We start from the raw sequence: 19,177 nt of genomic DNA, 5'->3' as shown, positions 1-19,177 counted from the left end.
TTACCGTCATGTATTTGAGTGCTCCCACGCACCCGGCGACGCTGACCGCCGTTACGGCCGGGTTCGTTTTTCAGGCCGGCCATGAGGATCTAATGCGCATTTATGTTCCGGATGTCGACGCCTGTAACGCCACAGTCTTTCTTAGCAAGCTTGACGCTTACCAACAAGCCGACGAGGAGCTTCGAGGCAAACTAGTACCTCGTTTTTGAACGTTGACCGTGTAATCCGTCGGCTCTGAGGACCTGTCGGACAGGCCGTCTCCCAGGGGCATCGCATTGTGGGGCAACTGGACTACACCATGCTTTCAGGTTCACCGATGCGCACACCGAGCTCGATGAGCTAGCCCCAAGACACCGATGCGATGCGGCCGTGATCGGCAAGAACAGCACCGACGACGAGCTCTGGAATGCGTCGGACTATCCCGAACTGCTGCGCTGGTACCGCTAGCTGTCCCTGAGCCATTCGAAGCCGAGCAGTCATCTGCGGGCGCTCACCCGTCTCACCGACGAGCAGCTGCGCGCCGGAGGTCGTCACTTCGCTCATCAGGTTCATCCGCAAGCAGGTGGGGCTGTGAGCCGGCCCGACCACCGCGACGAGCCCAGCACGCCAGCGGCTCGCCCAACGGTGTTGATCCCGGCCGCGGACTGGTGGCCCAGCGGCGTCGGCGATCTCGAACCGGCTGCCTAGAACACCCCGCGAGACCCCGGAACCCCGGCGGTCGTGGCCGGACCCGGGGCCGGCAAGACCGAGTTCCTCGCCCAGCGGGCCGCCTACCTGCTGCAGACGGCGTTTTGCCCGTGGCCGCGACATACCCTGGCGATCTCGTTCAAGCGAGACGCCGCCGCCAACCTAGTCGCAACGCGAACCCATCGGAGACCGAAGCGCCCACGAGTTCAGACAGCAGAGGGGCCTGGTGCGGCCGGGCGGTTGCTCGGCGTTGCTACCCGCTCCACCCACCAGAGGCATCGATACCCCCTCACGTCACGCTTGGTAAGTGGGCCTTTTCATCGTGTTGTCGTCTGCGTTACGGTCATGCCTGTCGATCGGGGAGCCGCGGAGGACGAATGGCGCGACGGAAAAGCCTGATTTCCCAGATCCTCGACGCCCGCAAGCAGGCCAAGAAGCTACAAGCTCAAGCGGAGGAGCGTAGGCACCGGGAGCTGGTGGCGGAGCAGAAGCGCCAGGAGGCCGAGGCCCGCCGCGAGGTCCTACGAGCCGAGGCCGCGGCGAAGAAGGCGCAGGCCGCACTGGCACGCGAGGAGACACGGGCCAAACGCCTGAACGACCAGGCCGCGGCGAAGGCAGCCCGCGAGGCAGCGCAACGGGAACGGGCCGAGGAACGGCTTCGCACCGCCACGGCGCGGGCGAAAACCCAAGACGCCGCGGCGGCACGGCGAACGGCCGAACAGGAGGAACACGCCCGCAGGATCGCGGAGGCCGAGTTCCGGACCGACGCTATCGCCGGCAAGGTCGCCGCCTACGCCCAGCTGCTGGTCGACCGGAACCGACGCACCGCCGACTGGACCCTCGAGCTTCGCGCGGCCTTGTCCAACGGCGGTCCGGGCGGATTCGTCGAACGCTTGCAGCACCTCCTCGCCCAGTCGCGTTACCCCGAGGGCCTGACCGGTCGTGCCGCAGCGCACTACGAGCCGACCTCCCGCGAGCTGCTCATCGAGTACGAGCTACCGCTACAGGATGTCGTGCCCACCGTCGTGGCCTACCGCTACTCCATGACCAAGGGAATGACCCCGGTACCCCGCAAAGAGCCGGAGACGAAGAAGCTGTACGGCGACCTGCTGGCCCGGCTGACGCTACGCACCCTCGCCGAGACGTTCGACGCCACGACACCAGACATGGTCGAAAACATCGTGTTCAACGGCTACGTCTCCACCAAGGACCGGGCGACGGGCCGCGCCGTCCGTCCGCTGCTGATCAGCATCAGTGCAGAGCGGGACAGGTTCGCCGAGATCGAACTCGACGAGCCAGAACTGGACCCCGTGCTCTGCCTGCGCAGCCACCTCAACGCGATCGTCTCCCCGCACCCCTACGACCTTGAGGGTGTACGACCGGTGATGACCTTCGACCTGTCCAAGTACAAGTTCGTCGACGAGATGGACGTGGTCGCCGGCATGGACAGCCGCACCGACCTGCTCAAGCTCTCCCCCGGCGAGTTCGAGCATCTGATTCGCCGCCTGTTCGAAGCCATCGGCATGAAATCCTGGGTTACCCAGGCCTCCAAGGACGAGGGCGTCGACGGCGTCGCCGTCAACGAGGACCCGATCGTCGGCGGACTGTGCATCATCCAGGCCAAGCGCTACAGCAAGATCGTCGGACTGGAGGCAGTACACGCACTCGCCGGCGTCATGGACCACAAACGCGCCGCCAAGGGCGTCCTCGTCACCACCTCATGGGTAGGCAAGGCAAGCCGCGACTTCGCCACCGCGAACGGACGCATCGAGATCATCGAAGGCCGAAACCTCAAACACATGCTGAAAGAACACCTCGACCTCGACGTCCTCATCAGCCTGGACAAACTGCCACCGGGCTGGACACCAACGGATGTGGGACGAGGGACCTCCTCGTAGCTACCCGAGAACGAGGCATCAGACGCGTTACTGAACCGGTATGAGGCCTCGTACTCCGTATTGAGCGAAAAATCCTCCAGCAACGGGTCGATATCCGCCGCTCTAGGTTGGACTGAAGGCCGGCGTCACGGCGTGAGCAAGCCAGTCGTTCGATGCGGGAGGGTAGTACGCTGATCGATAATGCTTCGGTGTTGTTTAGCGTGGAACCAGGCGTCGTGCAGCAATGACGACGCCAGTGGCCCTTACCCCTCTGCTGCAACTGGTCGATAGTCCTGTGGGCTCGCCGGTCGAGTATGTGATTGGCGGCAAGCTGCTCTCCGGCGACGACCGTGAGACGGCGGCGCAGATTCTTGCCGACGACGCGATGAAGGTCGCCTGTGGGAAGGCGCCGGTTCTCGATTGGTGGCGCGCCCGCCGTGACGGCGGTCCCTCTGAATCGGGTACGAGGCTCAAGACGGTGCGAAGCTTCGCAGGGATTGCGTTTGGTTCGCCGGAGAGCCCACCTGACCGACATCACGTGCAGGGTCACGTCGCTGAGCTGCTGTGGCATCGGATCATGCAGGAGCGGTCGGTGTGCCGTGACGGCCGTCAGCTGGTCCGGGCTCATCCCGTGAAGGCTGACCCGCTCGAGCCCGGTGGTGATGGCCTGGTCGTCTACAAGAACGATGACAGTGTTCTCGTCTTCCGCCTGTGGGAGATCAAGAAGCACGAGTCGAAGGCCCTTGTGTCGGCCACGATCAACCGGGCGAGCAATCAGCTACGCAATCGTGGCCCAGAGTATCTAGCCAAGCTCGTCGGGCCAGAGACCCTCGCCACGGATGGCCCGGTCGGCGGCCTGTACGCGGACCTGGTCGAGTTGTGGATCGATCGCAGCGACCGCGCCGGGGTCGGGGTGTCGGTGGGGACATCGGACCATCACGCGCCGCGGCTGCCGTCGGCCTTCAAATCGATCAGGACGGCGTTCCCGGAATTCTCTGAGGCGAGCCAGACGGAGAGCATCGTCGTGGCGATCCCAGACTTCCCTGGATTCGCCGATCGGGTAAAGGACATCGTGTGGAGCGGTCTCTAGATCTGACGCTGCTGCGGCTCGCCCTCGACGGACGGACCGGGTTACCGACTGCGGAGGAGCTTCAGCAGCTTATGGCCGACGTCGAGGTCCAGTTGTTGCAGCGCCGCGCCGAGATTGCCCAGGAGTTACTGGATGCCGGCTGGTATCTGCATGGCGTCGCGTCAGTCAACCGCGCCCACCAACGGTACACGCTGCCCCGGCAGCGCCAGGCGTTCCTGGTCAGCGCCCACATATTCGATCTGGCGTTGAACCAGGAGGGATGGTCGTCTGCTGAACGGCTGTCGATGGGATTCGCCGCCGCAATCGGCTACCGCCGCGGTGGCCGTGACCCGAACGCCACCGCGATCATGAACCGGCTTCGTGCCGACATCGACGTGACGTCACCGGTCGTCGACCACATCGGCACGCTCTCGCTCGAGGCCGGTCTAGCGTTTCTGGGATTCGAGACCCGGACCCTGTTCCGATGGTTACGGGGGTGGCGTCGCGAGCTCGACACCCTCGCCCGCGGTGCCGATCTGACCGATCTGGCGACCACTGTGTTCGGGCCGACCCACATGGTCGTGCTCGGCGCCGAGGACTTGCTCGCCTACTTCGCCCGGGGCCGCGCCGATCGTCTGGAGAGTGGGCTTGATCGGCTGCGGGCTGCGGCGGTCGGTGCGGCCGGTCCTGAGGATCTGCACTCGCGGTGGGTTGCTAACCATCTTCTCGGACTGTCCGGTGAGGCCGAGGCGGGCTCGCTGTGGAACCCGCAGGTCCTGCCGCCGCAGGTGTCGACGCTGGTCCGGCAGGCGTTCACCGTGGGAAGCCCACCGGTGCTGACCCTGTGGGAGCCCCAGCGGGAATTGCTCACCGGCGGACGGTCACCGTTCGATCCTGGTCTGCGGCGGATGGTGCTGGCGGTCCCGACGAGCGGCGGCAAGACCCTGATAGCGCAGCTGTTTGCGGTGGAGCATCTGGCGCGTACCGACCGCAGCATCTGCTACGTGGCGCCGACCCGCAGTCTCGGTCGGGAGGTTCGGCGGGCGATGTCGAGCCGGGTACGGATCCTGCAGAAGGAGACCGGTAGCGAGCAGCCGGACTACCCGTCGACGTGGTCACTGTTTGACGAGTCTGTGGGGGGTGAGCCGGCTGATGTGGAGGTCATGACGCCGGAGCGGCTCGCGAATTTGCTGCGGCGCGACGCGCAGGCCGTCATCGACCGGTTTGGTCTGTTCATCTTCGACGAGGCGCAGCTGTTGAAGGAGTCCGGGCGGGGATTCGTACTGGAGCAGGTTATTGCGTTGTTGGACTACCTGACCGCAGACAGCAACCACCAGATCGTCCTGATCTCTGCGGCGATGGGTAACTCGGGTGAGATCGCGCAGTGGCTTGATCCGGGCGGTGGCTGTTTGCAGCACGAGTCGCAGTGGCGTGGCCCGCGGCGGCTACACGCCGTGTTCACCACCGCGGCAGACTGGGCTGGCACCCGCGTAGAGAACGTTCCTGGCAAGGTGTGGCGGTATCGGCACACCACCAACTTGGACGGTTTGATCCGGTTACGGATGGCAGACAATCGGACCGCCCGTATGTGGCAGCGTGACACCGGCTGGCTACTCGTGCGCAAATCTAGGGATGGCAACCCGTTCGGCGCTGCCGCAGACCCGGGCCGGTCGACGAAGCAGTATGTGATCGCCAGCGAGATGATCGCCGGGCTTGGGCACGCCGGGTCGGTGTTGGTCGTCACCAGCACAAGGACGCAGGCGCAGCAGGTAGCCCGAGGTCTCGCGGAAACCTGCGACGAGCAGCCGGCTCTGGCCCCGTTGGTCGATTTCGTGCGCCAGCAACTTGGCGACGATCACCCGCTGGTTACCGTACTGCGCCACGGCGTCGGTTTCCACCATGCCGGCCTTCCTGTCGAGGTTCTCGAAGCCCTCGAGGCTGCGGTCCGTGACGACAGCCTGCCGTACTTGACGTGCACGTCAACGCTGACCGACGGCGTCAACCTGCCGGTGCGGACGGTCGTCATCTATGACCAGGTGTACGCGAACCAGCCGCCGGAGAGCAGGCTGCGAGGCGCGCGTCTGGTAAACGCCATGGGGCGCGCCGGGCGGGCCGGCAAGGAGACTGAAGGCTGGATCGTGCTGGCGCGTGCCGTCGCCCCGACCGCGCAGGACTTCAAGGATCTCAACCCGGATGCCGACGATCTGGCCGTGACTTCGTCACTGATCACCGATGCCGCGCTGGAGTCGTTCGCGGATCTCGAGGCCCGGCTGCGTGAGGACGAGGACGCCGTCTTCACGGCCTTCGGCCCCGCCGGCGACTTCATCAGCTTCGTCTGGCTCGTACTGGCCACCGAGGAAAACCGGCGCACCGATCCCGCCAGCATCGACATGCGCACGATCGTCGGGACGACCCTGGCGGCAACGCAGTCACGGGAGGTGGCCGGGATCTGCGACCGGGTCGCCGACGTGACACAACGCCGGTATCTGGCAAGTAGTCCGGCGGCGCGGCGCCGGTGGGCGCGTACGGGCACATCGATCGGATCGGCGCGCATCATCGATCAGCTCGCCCAACAGATCAACAGTTCGGTCTTGATGGATGCTCTCGCGGGCGAGCTGCCGAATTTGCGGGATCCGGTGGCAACCATCCGCTGGCTACCGGACATGTTCACGAACTTGCTCGCGCTCCAGGAAGCGCCACGGCAAAGATTCCGGGAGACCGCGCGAGGCGACGAGATCGCCGTGAGCATGGTGGATCTGCTCATCGACTGGATCTGCGGGCAGCCGTACTCGCAGCTGGCCAACAGGCACCTGGCGGCCGCATCGGATTCAGCGTGGCGTATCGAGCAGATGGTCGGCGCGGTCACCGAACAGTTCGAGCATTACCTGTCCTGGACTGTCGGCGCGGTGGTCGAGCTGGTCAACAACGGTTTACTCGACGCCGAAACCGATGAGCGGCTCTGCCCGGAGCTAGCCGGGTACATCCGCTACGGGGTCAACTCCACGCACGGGCTGCGGTTGATGACCGCGGGTATCCGGTCGCGTAGGCTCGCCCATACGGTCGTCGCCGACCTGCCAGCCGGGGTGGAAGCGACGCACGAGGATCTTCGAACCTGGCTGGCAGGGATGGGCATAGCGGAGTGGCGTGACCGCTACGACGCGTCTGCGTCAGAGGTTCTCGACCTGCTGGATTTCACCAGGCTGCGTAGCCGGAGCTTACTCAAGACGCTCCTGGAAACCGGTGCCGTCAGCGTCGATCTGCCTGACCCGGCCGTGGTCTCCCTGCGCGGTCACCGGCTTTCGCTTGAGCCGGTCCGGGGAGAACCGGCACCGGCACCGATCGCGATCTACGCTGGCGACGCCATCCTGGCGGTCATCGCCTCACAGGATCACGCGGACATCCAGGCGGTGCTCGACACCGGCCTCGACATCACCTTGGACGTAGACGACGAGCTATTCCCGTCGTCGCTGCGTATCAGCCTGCCGCTCGGGGACGACCCCTGACCAAGTCGAACATCGGGCAGCCATGCCCGCTCGAAAGCACGGTGCAAGCACCGTGTCGGCAACATCTGATCATGATGTCGCCGACACGGCCACGGCGCGGAGCAGCGTCGTGTTCTGCCGGCGTTGCGGGGTCATGTTCTGCGGGATGCGACGATCGAGAAGGATGACGAGTGGACAGCAGCGAGCGCCGCCGCACCGCTCTAGGACGTCTGGTCGCACATGAGAACAGTGCCAGCGACCTGCTTGCCTTTCTCTTCGAGGTAGATTCGCGGCCTCTGCTGCACCTGCTAGACTTGGACGGCGGCCCCTACACTTGTCAGCGCGAGGTCCAGGCCGGAAGGGGTCGGCTTGACTTGGTGCTGCGCCGGCAGGATGACAGAAATCCAGTCGCTGTGCTGGAGATGAAGGGCGCGTCGGACGTTCACGGCGACCAGCTCGACCGGTACAACGTGTGGGCCGAGAGTGTCCAGCCGGCCCCACGACGGTTCTACTGCACCCTCGACGGCGACGAGGCAACCCCGCCGGCACCGTGGCAGCCGTTGAGCCTGATCACCATCTTCGCAGCCTGGCAGACGTGCGGTGACGCCCATGCCGCGTGGCTCGCGGGCGAGATCACCGAAGTTCTGCGTACCTGGGACGCCGAAGCCAACGGTCTCATCGGGAAAACCACCGGCTGGTACGTCCCGGACCTGGTGAGCCGGCGAACCGCCGCCGCCGTCAACGCCGAGTTGCGCCGCGCCCACGACGACGGCAGCGTCGCCCACGCCTACCGAACCAGCGGCGGCAACCCCATGTTCATGGCGTGGCGCCGGCACCCACGCGGGTCCGACGCCGCGTGGATCGCCGTGGACGTACGCTGCGAGGGCCGCGGCGCTCCGCAGCGTACATGGCTGCTCCGCCCATGCGTCGACGTATGGGCCGACGGACAGGCCGCTCTTCTCGAAGCACATGACCTGTCCGTAAGGCTGCAACCAGCGATGGTATTGACGGCCATCCGGGATGCTCTGACCACGCAGGGACACGGCCACCTCGCGGCGGCCCTGCACGCCGAGAAGCACGATGGCCTCGCTCGCCCTGCGGATCCCGGTGTCCTGGCTGATTGGCGCGCCCGGATCGTCGCCGGTGGTCGGCCGGGCCGGCGGCACCCTGTCTTCTTCCACGACCGCGGTCTGCGGTTGGCGACACAGTTGCGTGTCCAGACCGCTGGTCTCACCCGCTACGACCTCGCAGCGCTGACGATGAGCGTTCTCGACCACCTGGTAAGGCACGCGTAGCACCGTCAGCCGCCGTAGAACGTGGCTGCCGACATTTCGGCCGGTGCCGGTCCGGCGGCAGCTCCCGCGTAACCAGGTCCTGCTCGTATCGCTCGAATCGGTCCGGACACTGCCTAGCCCGCGAGCAGCCGCTCTAACCTACGGCTAACTGACAACGGATAAGCTGCCGAACGCCCGCTGGCCGGCAGATCGGCGAGCGGGCTTGTCCTCTGGGGTGGGGCCGCCCGCAGAAGCGCTCCAGAATTCTGGTGGTCGCCACGGCTTCTTCAGCGAAGAATCCTCTTGTGAGTGACGACCTCGACCCTGTTGCGCTGATGCGTAGAGTCCCCACGCCGTGGCCGATGGCGGCACCGTGGACGGCGCTCGTCGCCGTGACCGACACGAACGTTCTGCTGCAGCGAGCGTGCCACGAGGTTCGCAGCGGTCCGGACGACAACGTTTTTCGAGGGCTGACCGCAACAGGGCGCTCCAGGACCTTCGTAGCCGCGCACGTCCCAGCAGAGTTGATCAAGTACTTGCCGACGGTCGCCGACAAGAACCGTGTAAGGCACGATGATGCTGCAGCGACGCTCCGAAAAGTGATCATGCCCGCGATCCCGGTGGTCGACCTGCCTATTCGCGACTTCCTGCACCCCCGCGTCCGGCCGCTCCTTTCCGTCGACCCGTCGTTGCCCAGACGGCTACGAGGCGATCCGGACGATGCGGGCACCGCTGCCCTCGCCGAGTTCCTCGCCCCGACCATCATCCTGAGCGCCGACACAGTCTTCGAACGACTTGGGATCAGCGGCACGGCAGCGGTCGCCTACGTCGAGACGGCGCGAACTCTAATTCGCATGGCGGGCTTCGAGGCAAGCCTTACGGACACCATCGCTTTGGTCAACATCGCCGTCCGAGCAGCCGGGTTGCTCGGAGCTCAGGCCGTGCATGGGCTGCGCCAGCACCCATTCGCCGGCGCGGCGATCATGGGGGCGATGTTGTGGCTCGCGTACCGATTCGGCTACTTCAAGCGCGACCGAATCCGCGAGGGGCTGCGTCAACTCGGGAGGATGGCCGGCCCGGTCGTGGAGGCCGCGACGGAAGCCGTCGAGGGGCGCCAAATCGCCCGTGATGCACTGCGGGGCGTGGAACCGCACGGGCCCGCAACCGTGGAACAGGCTGCAGCTCGCCACCTCGCACGCCACGGACGACAGTTGACCCCCAGTGAGCTCCGCGACCAACTCCGTATCAGCGGGATCGCGGTCCCCGCGACGGCCCTGAAACGGGCGATGCGTAGCCACCCCGCGTTCGTCCGCGCCCCCGGAGAGCTCTACGGAGTCGGTGCGCCCATGCTGTGGCACCCGATCTCGCTACCTTCCTGACCTGCCTTCCCAAAGGATCATCCTCGCTTCGGCGCACGGCCGGCTCGGACTCCATGGCAGCGGCCCGCCCGCCGCCAGCCACGATCAACATGACTCGCCATTGATCAGCTCGTTCGGTGGTCACCCTATTGCAGTTCTTTGAAAACGGCCTCGCCGAGCGCGCGAGTCCGCTCCTGCAATTCCCTCGAATCAGTGCTGATCTGAACTGTCAACAGGAGCCGGCCGGTTCGGACCAAGAACACGCCATCGAACAGGACAGCATCCTGGGCGACACCCGGAAGCGCCTGACTCGGCCCGTTGAGGCTGTAGTTCTTGGCGAACACATCGAACTCGGTCTTGGCGACCGGATCGGTCTTCGCGCCGTCGAGCCAGACATTAACGCTGTCGATGAGCGTCTCGCCGGTTGGCGATGCTGTCGGCGCGGGTGTGTCGGCGACGAAGGTGCAGCCACTGTGGCGTAGCAGGTTGCCGCCCGGCCCTGGACGGATCGCTTCGGCGTCACGTTGAGTGCGATGCGGCTTGTTCAGCACAGCGGCGACGTGTGGCGAGGCCAGTAGGCAGACATCAGCGATGGGACCAGGAAGCTCGTTCGGGTCGGGTGTCGGCTCCGCCTCGTCCGGGCCGGTACGCTGTTCCACCCACGTCCCGCCGACCCACTGGTACCACTTCGCGTTGGCTGAAGAGGTGGTCTTGAACGGCCGCTTCCCGCGCGCCTGGACTGTGTAGTTTTCTGCTTTGCCCTCAATCGACAACCTCAGGGTGACCTGCCAGGAACAGGTGCACTTATTGGTGGTAGCGCTGATGTCGAGCACCTCGCTCTGCCCCTTCGACACCGTGAACACGAAGGGCACCGCCATGCCGGACGCATCGTACGTCAGCACCGTCGGTGGGTTTGTATCCAGGTCGATCGTGACATAGCGGACGTTTGGCTGCTCACCTCGGCCGCGACAGGTCAGGTTGCTGCCCAACGACGGTGCGGCAGTTTCCAGGACGGTCGCCGAGATACCGTCAATGTGGACGACCGTCTCTGTCAGCCCTTCAATGATGACTCTCGCGGCCGTGCTGTCGGCGTCGACCCCGCCCATGGCGTACGCCCAGTCGTATCGACCAACACAGCTGTTCTCCTTGATCGGAGGTTCACCGATGTCCTGGATCGGCTTGGCAACCACATACGAGCCGCCGATCGGCCCCGTGCGACTGGTGATGCGGTCCGGGTTACTCTCCACCGTGACGCGATAGTCGTCGGCGACAGCTGACTGCACCTTACCGACGATCGCGGTGGCGGTCGCTCCAACGATTGCGGTCAACACGATTCCGGCGATAATCGCCGCCCATCCCGGCATTTTTCCCCAGGACCTCCTAATCGCGATGCCCGCTGTACGACGGCGTTGGCGCCAGGTTCGCTTCGATCGTGAGGGGTCGGCCATGGATGGATGGTGGCACAACACCGATCCGATGTCCCGACATTTTAGGCGAGCGATCATCAACACTTGTGAAGGGCGCAGCTAAACGACTTGAATAGCCATGATTGTCCAATAGGCCATATTCGTCGTGCCCCTTCGGGTGGTCTGGGCCGGAGGGGCACGAGTGTCTGCCCTAGGTAGGACACGGCTCCTGACAGGACAGCTGGGTCTGTTGCGTTGCAATCGGCATGATCGAGGCAGACTTCAGCAGTGGTCATCGACTCGATTTGCCCATGGCCGCAGGCGAAGGCGCAGTCGCCAGGATCTGGGCCCCGCCTGAGGCGATCCTCCTGGCGGTCCGCTGGTACCTGCGCTTCAATCTGTCGTACCGCGGGACGGGGGATTGCTGGTCGATCGTGGGAACGAGGTCGATCACGTCGGCGTGCTCCGGTGAGTGCGGCGGTTCGCCCCGTGGCTGATCGACGCCGCCCGCTTCGCCGCCACTGCCCAGGTGACCTACTTCGCACCCCCAGGGCGTCGCCAAGACGCCTACAGAAGCTCGTTTAGCGCCACGAATCCGTATCTGCGTTCTGGCAGACGGAAAACCAAGCCGCCCACACACAGGAGCTACCTTCAGGCGTGCGCCAACTCCGAATCCGGCACCTTTTAACCTGCTGTGAGACGCTACCTCTTGAGCGGAACTCCTTGGAACTGGTGTTTACTGGTCCAAGCCGTCGCGGGCGCACCTTTGCCTTGATGCAGTAGACCGAGCGTGATCGGTTCGAGTCCGATCCGCGTTGACAGCGAGTGAAGCCCTTCGCGGATGAAGGGCATCACAACAAAAAAGGCTACTTGATCCATGAAGGAACCCAAAAGTTCCCGTTCCGGACGCTCACCCTCAGTTAGCGAGAATGAGGCGACAACGTCCATTTGAATGCTTGCAACCTCCTCATCGCTACCCGGGGAGACTAGAGGTGCTTCCACGCCATACTTGATGTCAAAGCCCGACGCGCGATAGCGGAACGCAGTCCACACTTTCAGATCAAGTTCGCTGACCTCGATCGGCTCATCAGCCAATAGCTCGGCATGCCACTTTGTAACGCGAATGTCCGTGAGGTCCGCACGTGCAACCAACTCCTTCAAAGCCTCATCTGGATCCCTCGACAGATTCGGCTCGAGGGGGTCCATACCCTCTTGGACGGTGCGACTCACGTTAGTTCCTCGATTTGGGCAGTTTCAGATGAAACCTCGAGGTACCCATCGGGATGATGGTGCCCGTACCGAGCCACCCATGACGGCCGAGCGCCCTCCACTAGATGAAGAGCCCAGTTCATGTGCCCCTTTGCCCTGGCTGACAGGATTCCCTCCGTCAGCCTCGCCAGAAGCTCGTGGAAATGTTCGGCACGTTCATCGGCTGGCCGCACTCGCTTCTGAAACGACGAAACAGTTTCCCATTCGCTGTCGATTGGGTTTTTGACTCGCAGAAGTGCGGCATTCAACTCAGCTACCTGCTGAGACGTCAGGTGCGCCTCGTTGTCACCGATGCGGTAGTTCCGGTGCGCCCATTCGTTAACAGCAGCCCAAGGCCATACCTTGGATCTTCCATTTCCGATTACGCCGGCAGGAGGCGGGAAGCCGCCCGGCCCACGTAGTCCCTCGACCCAAAGGCGAACAGCTTCGCGAGACACTCCGAGCCGAAAAGCCACATCGGAGACTGACACCAGATCTTGGTGAACATCGAGCACTTCGGCATCGGAAAGAGCGTGGCAGATGCGGCGAGCAGCCTCCAAAGCTGTCGCTACGGGGTTGTTTGCCGGGGTATAGAGAGTGGCCAGCGTTACGCCGTCACACTCGGACCAAGCTAGATCTGAGAGATTCTCAGCCAGCAGCTCAAGCGTGACATCGTCGTCAAGGTTCACGCCGCTGATTCGAAGGGGGATACGGATCATCTACCTCTCCCACCCACTCGCCATCTGAGTCTCCAGCATAGTGGTACCGTTGCAAGCTGCCAACACCCTACGTTGAGTAGTCACTGCGGCGGGTCACTTTCCGGGCAATCGGGACCGAAGAGATCTGATCTTCGCTTGAGATTGACGTACCCGCTCCCTAAGGTTCCGAACGTCGGTGGAGGGTCGTTCGTCCCTGAGCGTTGCCTTCACCTGCCTTGTCGTCTCCTCCGCAACATCGAGCAGTCCCGCCGCATCGCGCATCTCGGTCCCCGCTAGAGTCAGGACGCGTTCAGCCTCGTCAGCAGCCGCATCAGCCTCGTGCTCCAGCTCGACTGCAACGCCGAGAAGGCTCTCGACCTCGTCGGCGCCATCGCCAGCTTGCTCTATGAGCTCCTGCGCACGATCCAGTAGGGACATCGCGCGCTGATCATAGGCATACCGATCGAGAAGGGCCTCGGCACCTTGACACAGTCTGTCCACCTTGTCTAGACGGACTGACGCCTCGGCAAGGGTCCCCACACTCCCAGTCTGATTGTGTGGACAGCGGCGGACTTTGCGTTCGAGTTCCGATGCGGCGGTCTCACCACTGCCGCCACTGGAGAACACGGGATACTTGCATGCATCAGAGCGGTTCTCTGGCGGTTGACAGTAGGCAGTGCCATGGATGTGCCCCGAGCCTCCAGCCTTGCGGTACCACCAGCCGGCCATTCGGGCCTTGGCGAGCACACTTCGGAACCAGGAGCGGGGATGATCAGGCCAAGCGTCAGTGGGCGAGTACCAGTCTGGCCCGCTCGCCGTCATGTGCCCCCTACGGACCTGAAGCCCATCAACGTCACAACGCCGATACCCTAGGTGATTTTGCCACAGCGGCATCAGTAGCCCAAAGCCGCAGACGGTAGCCCCGGAGGGAATCGCGTTAGGTCATGTCGTGACGGGCTTCGGTAGTAGATAGTTAACTTTGACCAATATTGGAAGCAATTGTGGTCTACATGCGACGCTGGCTAGGTTTGCGATCTTGCGTCTTGCTGCTCGGGAGTGGGCTTGGCTGCTACTCGGTGTTGCCGAGGATCCGTAGGCCTCCTTGGGCGATGATGTGGCTGGCCTTGATGGTGATGGTGACACCGATGGCCTCGAGCCATCCGGGGTCGTGGTCGGCGCTCGCGACCGCGAGGGCCTAATCTTCGTCGGCGCGCACCATCGCTTGGGCCAGTTGCAGGTAGCTGCCAGGTTGGGTGTCACGCAGTGGTGCGGCCATGGCGGCGATCTCGTCGCCGAGCTGACGGCCGTGGCGAGGAAAGACCGTGGCGACGCATGCAAGGTCGGCTCGGTGTCCCACCGTGCCAGCAGCGTCGGCATCTGCCCGCCAACGGCGGCCTAGACCTCCGGCGGCCTCGGGCTGCCGGTGATGGTCCGCGGCACGGTCGGCGTCGGCGAGCACGCCGGCCGCCTGGCAGTCGGCGGCGATCAGCAGCATGCCCGTCGACGCAGCACGGGCCGCCGGGGCCGCGGCCACCCAGGCCGGCATCAATCCCTCACGGGTAGGCGGCGCGGAGCCCTCACGGCGGGCTGCCACAACAGACATAGCCTTTCTCCGGCATCGATGCGCTGGAACCCCTGCCCCAAGCCGAGACGTCGGGCAAGGTCTGCGGTGACCTCGGCTCACGGACCGCTGGTGGTACGGGCCGCTGACACCGACGTTCGTGGGGGACGTGTGACCGTCAACGAGCGCGTTCCGCTGGCGCAGCCGACACGGTATGACGAGGTGCGGCGGGTATTGGGGCGTACGCCAGTGGAGTTCGGTTCGGCCGGCGAGTTGGCCGAACTGATGGCCAGGTTGCCGGCTGGTACTCCCGTTCGGGTCGCGGACCGTGTCCGGGTTGATCCCTGTCTCGATGAGGGCGTCACCGAGAGTCGCGTCGCCACCGCCGCGATCGCCGTCGCACGCATCGAGGCAGGCACATCGAGAGAGCCTGGCGAGGACCAGACAGATCGGGTGGTTCCAGAGGTGGCCGAGGTGCTGCTCGGGACGTACATCGTGGCCGAGGACAAACCGGTGCCGGCTCATACGGTCGCGTATGGGGCGTACGAGCGCGCCTTCGAGGCTCTGCATGCCGGCGAGGTCGGCACCGTGCTGGAGATGCTGCGAGAGTTGGTGCGCGAGGCTGGTTACCTGCTCACCGGCGAGTTCGACTCCGGCGTACCCGATGGGATCAGCGACGACGACCTACGTGGGCAGGCGTGTGTCGAGGGTGGGCGTCTGGTCCAGGCCGCGTTGCGGATCGACGCGCTACGCAAGCGGCTCGGGGATGTCTGAACGGAGGCTGACCCGTCGGCCGGATGAGACCTACCCACCGGTTCTCGCGATCACGCGGCGGGGCTACCTGGCGTTTTGTGTCTGGCCGGCGCGGAGACCCGCGGGTCCGTTGATGGCCGCGGAGGGCGCCGGCTGCGGCTCGGGTGGGTGCTGCGGTAGCGTCTCGGCCGGCGGCGGGCCAGGCTCACCATCCGCAAACACTGTCCCGCCGCCTTCACTGTCATGGGATACCCAGGGCCGGACCGAATTGGCCGGCCGCCCGTTCATGGCAAGCCGGGTCCGTGGCAACGAGCGCAAGTCGATCATCCGGGTCCATGGGTTGGCGCGGTCGGCTGGCAGTCCGGGCCGGTCGCGTTGAGGACGACGGGCGAGCGGGGAGGTGGGCGTGTCGCTGGTTGACGGCGTTCGGGCGGGTTTGCGGACGTTGGTCGCTGGTATCGATCGTGCGGGGCAGGAGGCTGCTGCGGCTGATCACGGTGCGCGGCAGGCGGTCGCGCATGCGGTGGCGGTGGGCTTCGTGGGGGTCGCACAGAGCCTCAGCAGGGTCCGTGAGGTGATCGGCCAGATCCAGGCCGGCATCGGTGGCCTGGCCGCCCATACCAGCGAGGCCGCGACCGCTTTGGCGAATGTCCCGCGGCAGCCGACGCCGCAGGAGGTCATCGCGACGCTCGCGCCGGTGGCCGAGAAGCTGAGCCGTGTCCACGACGGTGTTGGTGGCTGTATCGGCCTGGTCGACCAGGCCAGGCAGATGACCGCAACGGTGCTGCGCGGGCGGTGACCCCGGGGTCTTGCTGGCCAGGCTGGATGCGATCCATAAGGTCCTGGCCGCGGTCGGCCAGCATGGCACCGCGACCAGGCGGCAGGTCGAGGCGGCGATAGCCGAGGCGAGGAAGACCGGTGGCTCGGGAAACTGATTCCGGGTGGCGGCCAGCCGCAACGCCAGCCACCCGCACCATCACCGATACCGCGGGCGGTGTCAGCCGCTGCGGAACTGCTGTCGCGTCGGACCGGCCCGCATGACAAGACCGAGGCCGTGCTCCTCGCCGGCTACACCGTCGTCCACGATCCGGTGTTCGCCGCCGAGCCTGACGGGCGGCTGCGTAGCCGGCAGATCCGCGACGGGAACCTGCCCGCCGCAGGGGTCGGCCTGCGCCCGCCCCTGGCCCAGGCTGTGGTCATGGACCACGCCGAGGCGCAGGCCGGCGCCGTCCTGCGCCGGCCGGGTGCCCCGACCGACGCGACGCTGGTCATCAACAACGCGCCCTGCGACGACCCGAACCTGCCACTGGTCTGCGAGAAGATCCTGGCCGAGATCCTGCCCGCCGGCAGCCGGCTTACCGTCTACCTGACCGACAGCGACCGGACCTGGCTCCACCGGGTCTACACAGGAACCGGGGAAGGAATCCGACGATGACCATCCAGATCAGCTGGGGACGCGGCGCCGGCAACGCCACCGCCGACAGCACCGATGCCCTCGACACGGTGCTGGACTCCATCGCCCCCAGCGACGGGCCGCCGTACTGTGTCAGCCTCATCGTCCCCGACGGGTCGGACTTCCCGCCGATGCTGCAGATCTGCGTCGGTCACCCCGAGCGGTCCTTCGCCTACCACGTGGCCGCCGACGGCAGCAGCGGCTGGGCCCACCAACCCGAACTCGACAACGGCCCCGCGTTCACCTTCGACTACGCCGGCACCCCGACCGACGCCTGGCCCGAACGCACCCGGGTCACCCCGGCGGACGCGCGGGCCGCCGCCCGCGAGTTCCTGGCCAGTGGCGGCGGCCGGCCGTCGAACCTCGCCTGGGACGTCGTCGCCGACTAGGCGGAGGCGTCGGCGTCCTCGCTGGTGTCCGGCCGTCGCTCGGGTCGCGCTTTGGCGGCTGGGACCGGTTCAGGCGTCCCGGGCGGCGATCATGATCATCTTGGCTGATTCGGCGGGGTCGAGGGCGGCGTCGCGGAGTTGTTCGTAGGCGAAGACGAAGCGTTTGCTGTGGGGTGCCTCGACGTAGATGTGGCCGGCGAGGTTGTCGAGGTAGCCGACCTCGGGGTAGGGGTCGGGCATCAGGAACACTTCGAAGGGTCCGAAGGCCCGGGCGGCGATCGTGACGTCGGCGGGTAGGACGCGGATGGTGACGCGCGGGTTGCGGGTCAGGTCGGCGAGGTGCGCGAACTGGTCGCGCATGAGGCCGGGCTCGGGCGCCGTGGTGTGTAGGACCGCCTCGTCGATGACGATGTCGAGGCTGGTGCCGCTTTCGTTGAAGGCGTGTCGGCGGGCGGTGCGGCGTTCGACCTGGCGGGCCTGGTGTTCGGTGGGTTTGCGGGTGCGTTCCCGTAGCTGGATGACGCGGGCGGTGTAGGCGGGGGTCTGGACCAGGTCGGGCAGGATCTGGGTGGCGTAGGCGCAGATGGTCTTGGCGTGTTGTTCGAGCCAGGTGTGGTCGACGTAGCCGCGGTTGAACACCTCGTCGGCGTTGTCGATATCCCACTCGTTGACGCGCCAGCATTCCTCGGCCAGCTTCAAAATCCGTGACCGGCGGACGGCGTCGTCGACGCCGTAGATGTCGAGCAGGGCCAGGACGTCGTCGCGCTTGAACGGCCATTCAGCACGCTCGTAACGGGCGAGCGCGGAGTGGTCACGTTGCAGGTACTCGGCGGCTCCTATAAGGGTCATGCCGCGTTCGCGGCGGAATTGGCGCATGAGGTAGCCGAGCCACTGGGCGCGCAGGGTCTTGCGGACGGGTTCCTTGAACGGCACAGGGAATCTCACCTTTGACGGGCGGGCTGGAACGGACGGTGGTAGTGAGGTAGGACCTCACGGCCTCGAGGGATCGCGGGGCTCGCTGGTCGCGGGCCGGAACGTTCGGTATCGGCTGGCGCGACGGAGGCGCTGGTTGCCCTGGGACTACGGACTGGGTAGAGCTCGGCCGGCAGGTGGACGCCGTAGCCGGCACACAACCAGTACCCCGACCACCACCACCGCCGCCGCGGCGAGCGCCGCGACGGCCGCGAGCATCTGGTCGTGGCGCGGGAAAGGCCTGGTTCCGCTGCTCGGTGGTGGGGTTGTGGAAGGTGTCGGCGGTGTGCGGGGGCGGGTGGGGTTGGTCGGCCAGCGCGGCGGCGGCCGGTAGGGTCCCTCGTTCGGGCCGGGTGCGGCTGTCACCGCTGGCCCTGGGGCGGCGCGGCTGGGTCGTGCGCGGCTGGCGGGCTGTCGCTTGTGGCCTCGGCGGTGACCGGCGGTGGTAGGCCGGCGACGCGTACGACGAGGCGTCGGATGTCGGTGGGCGGCTGGTCGATGTCGTGGGCGAGGATGCTGACCCATTCCAGGGCTTTGAGCTGCAGGTGGTTGAGACTGGTGTCGATGTCGACGACCCGCACGGTGATGGCGGTGTTGCCGCCGAGGTAGTCGCAGGCGGCGATCGTGACCTCGTCACCGGGGCGGGGCAGGACCACGGCGGGCTGGTGAGACGGGGTGGCTGTTCGTCGGGGCAGCGTGCCGGCGGTTGTGGTGGTCATCTTCGCTTCCCGCTGGGTTGTCTGGGTTTCGGGTGGCCGGCGGCGTTGCTGGCGGGCCGCCGCCGGCCACAGGCGACCTCCTCGGACGCCCCCGTCGCGCCGAGAAGGCCCCGGCCCTTCGGGTGCGGTGCCGTAGCTCAGGACGGGTACCGCACCTTGCTCCGAGGGGTTCGGGGTTGGCCCGCAGGCTGGCCCTCCACCGTCCGGCACCTACGGCCGGCGGAGGGAGGG

Annotated in this window: 18 protein-coding genes; 11 read left to right on the top strand and 7 right to left on the bottom strand. The window is 65.8% G+C overall.

Features of this window, described 5'->3' with window-relative positions:
* Window positions 1–720: 720 nt before the first annotated feature.
* From Prubr_RS13430 to Prubr_RS13405, 6 genes are all read left to right on the top strand, one after another.
* A complete protein-coding gene (locus Prubr_RS13430; RefSeq protein ID WP_212825371.1) occupies window positions 721–1,086 on the top strand; it encodes a UvrD-helicase domain-containing protein in 366 nt (121 codons plus the stop codon).
* Window positions 1,065–2,585, top strand: a complete 1,521-nt coding sequence (locus Prubr_RS13425; protein ID WP_212825369.1) for a restriction endonuclease — start codon at window positions 1,065–1,067, stop codon at window positions 2,583–2,585. Before Prubr_RS13430 ends, Prubr_RS13425 begins: the two co-directional genes overlap by 22 nt.
* A 223-nt stretch (window positions 2,586–2,808) precedes the next feature.
* Entirely contained in the window at window positions 2,809–3,654 is an 846-nt protein-coding gene (locus Prubr_RS13420; RefSeq protein WP_212825367.1) for a hypothetical protein, read from the top strand.
* The gene (locus tag Prubr_RS13415) at window positions 3,639–7,136 is read left to right on the top strand and encodes a DEAD/DEAH box helicase (RefSeq protein WP_212825365.1); all 3,498 of its coding nucleotides are present in this window, start codon (window positions 3,639–3,641) and stop codon (window positions 7,134–7,136) included. The genes Prubr_RS13420 and Prubr_RS13415 overlap by 16 nt, the downstream gene beginning before the upstream one ends.
* Before the next feature lie 170 nt (window positions 7,137–7,306).
* Window positions 7,307–8,410, top strand: coding sequence for a hypothetical protein (locus Prubr_RS13410; RefSeq protein WP_212825363.1), 1,104 nt, complete (start codon window positions 7,307–7,309; stop codon window positions 8,408–8,410).
* Window positions 8,411–8,694: 284 nt separating this feature from the next.
* A complete protein-coding gene (locus Prubr_RS13405; protein ID WP_212825361.1) occupies window positions 8,695–9,768 on the top strand; it encodes a PIN domain-containing protein in 1,074 nt (357 codons plus the stop codon).
* 125 nt (window positions 9,769–9,893) lie between these two features.
* Here the strand turns inward: Prubr_RS13405 and Prubr_RS13400 are convergent, their stop codons facing one another.
* The 5 genes from Prubr_RS13400 to Prubr_RS13375 all read right to left on the bottom strand — a co-directional run bounded on the left by Prubr_RS13400 (window position 9,894) and on the right by Prubr_RS13375 (window position 14,594).
* Window positions 9,894–11,195 carry a hypothetical protein gene (locus Prubr_RS13400; RefSeq protein ID WP_212825359.1) on the bottom strand — a complete coding sequence of 434 codons (1,302 nt, stop codon included), beginning with the start codon at window positions 11,193–11,195 and terminating at the stop codon, window positions 9,894–9,896.
* Between the two features lie 660 nt (window positions 11,196–11,855).
* Entirely contained in the window at window positions 11,856–12,383 is a 528-nt protein-coding gene (locus Prubr_RS13390; RefSeq protein WP_212825357.1) for a hypothetical protein, read from the bottom strand.
* Window positions 12,380–13,120 (bottom strand): hypothetical protein, encoded by a 741-nt coding sequence (locus tag Prubr_RS13385; protein ID WP_212825355.1) that lies wholly within the window; start codon window positions 13,118–13,120, stop codon window positions 12,380–12,382. Before Prubr_RS13385 ends, Prubr_RS13390 begins: the two co-directional genes overlap by 4 nt.
* A gap of 93 nt (window positions 13,121–13,213) precedes the next feature.
* Window positions 13,214–13,537: a hypothetical protein gene (locus tag Prubr_RS13380; protein ID WP_212825353.1), complete on the bottom strand. Its 324-nt coding sequence runs from the start codon at window positions 13,535–13,537 to the stop codon at window positions 13,214–13,216.
* Window positions 13,538–14,294: 757 nt separating this feature from the next.
* Window positions 14,295–14,594 carry a hypothetical protein gene (locus tag Prubr_RS13375; protein ID WP_212825351.1) on the bottom strand — a complete coding sequence of 100 codons (300 nt, stop codon included), beginning with the start codon at window positions 14,592–14,594 and terminating at the stop codon, window positions 14,295–14,297.
* A 519-nt stretch (window positions 14,595–15,113) separates the two neighbouring features.
* Here Prubr_RS13375 and Prubr_RS13370 point away from each other — a divergent pair.
* The 5 genes from Prubr_RS13370 (at window position 15,114) to Prubr_RS13355 (ending at window position 17,255) form a co-directional block, all read left to right on the top strand.
* The gene (locus Prubr_RS13370; protein ID WP_212825349.1) at window positions 15,114–15,434 is read left to right on the top strand and encodes a hypothetical protein; all 321 of its coding nucleotides are present in this window, start codon (window positions 15,114–15,116) and stop codon (window positions 15,432–15,434) included.
* A 385-nt stretch (window positions 15,435–15,819) separates the two neighbouring features.
* Complete coding sequence (locus Prubr_RS13365) at window positions 15,820–16,212, top strand: DUF6244 family protein (protein ID WP_212825347.1); 393 nt, start codon at window positions 15,820–15,822, stop codon at window positions 16,210–16,212.
* A gap of 10 nt (window positions 16,213–16,222) precedes the next feature.
* Window positions 16,223–16,348, top strand: coding sequence for a DUF6244 family protein (locus Prubr_RS38210; RefSeq protein WP_425518012.1), 126 nt, complete (start codon window positions 16,223–16,225; stop codon window positions 16,346–16,348).
* A 59-nt stretch (window positions 16,349–16,407) separates the two neighbouring features.
* Window positions 16,408–16,848 (top strand): DddA-like double-stranded DNA deaminase toxin, encoded by a 441-nt coding sequence (locus Prubr_RS13360; RefSeq protein ID WP_212825345.1) that lies wholly within the window; start codon window positions 16,408–16,410, stop codon window positions 16,846–16,848.
* Window positions 16,845–17,255, top strand: coding sequence for an Imm1 family immunity protein (locus Prubr_RS13355; protein WP_212825343.1), 411 nt, complete (start codon window positions 16,845–16,847; stop codon window positions 17,253–17,255). The genes Prubr_RS13360 and Prubr_RS13355 overlap by 4 nt, the downstream gene beginning before the upstream one ends.
* A 69-nt stretch (window positions 17,256–17,324) precedes the next feature.
* Here Prubr_RS13355 and Prubr_RS13350 read toward each other — a convergent pair whose 3' ends face one another.
* Together Prubr_RS13350 and Prubr_RS13345 are read right to left on the bottom strand one after the other, a co-directional pair.
* Window positions 17,325–18,188 (bottom strand): helix-turn-helix domain-containing protein, encoded by an 864-nt coding sequence (locus Prubr_RS13350; protein ID WP_212825341.1) that lies wholly within the window; start codon window positions 18,186–18,188, stop codon window positions 17,325–17,327.
* A 401-nt stretch (window positions 18,189–18,589) separates the two neighbouring features.
* Window positions 18,590–18,946 (bottom strand): hypothetical protein, encoded by a 357-nt coding sequence (locus tag Prubr_RS13345; protein WP_212825339.1) that lies wholly within the window; start codon window positions 18,944–18,946, stop codon window positions 18,590–18,592.
* Window positions 18,947–19,177: the final 231 nt, after the last annotated feature.

The sequence above is a fragment of the Polymorphospora rubra genome (genome assembly GCF_018324255.1).
GTDB lineage: Bacteria > Actinomycetota > Actinomycetes > Mycobacteriales > Micromonosporaceae > Polymorphospora > Polymorphospora rubra.
This window is presented reverse-complemented; position numbering and strand designations above follow the sequence as displayed.

Excerpts from the sequence above, each read along its gene's own strand:
- Prubr_RS13380 (WP_212825353.1), bottom strand. The coding sequence starts at position 13,537 with ATGTCCCTACTGGATCGTGCGCAGGAGCTCATAGAGCAAGCTGGCGAT.
- Prubr_RS13345 (WP_212825339.1), bottom strand. The coding sequence starts at position 18,946 with ATGACCACCACAACCGCCGGCACGCTGCCCCGACGAACAGCCACCCCG.
- Prubr_RS13375 (WP_212825351.1), bottom strand. The coding sequence starts at position 14,594 with ATGCTGCTGATCGCCGCCGACTGCCAGGCGGCCGGCGTGCTCGCCGAC.
- Prubr_RS13385 (WP_212825355.1), bottom strand. The coding sequence starts at position 13,120 with ATGATCCGTATCCCCCTTCGAATCAGCGGCGTGAACCTTGACGACGAT.
- Prubr_RS13425 (WP_212825369.1), top strand. The coding sequence starts at position 1,065 with ATGGCGCGACGGAAAAGCCTGATTTCCCAGATCCTCGACGCCCGCAAG.
- Prubr_RS13355 (WP_212825343.1), top strand. The coding sequence starts at position 16,845 with ATGACCATCCAGATCAGCTGGGGACGCGGCGCCGGCAACGCCACCGCC.
- Prubr_RS13400 (WP_212825359.1), bottom strand. The coding sequence starts at position 11,195 with ATGGCCGACCCCTCACGATCGAAGCGAACCTGGCGCCAACGCCGTCGT.
- Prubr_RS13420 (WP_212825367.1), top strand. The coding sequence starts at position 2,809 with ATGACGACGCCAGTGGCCCTTACCCCTCTGCTGCAACTGGTCGATAGT.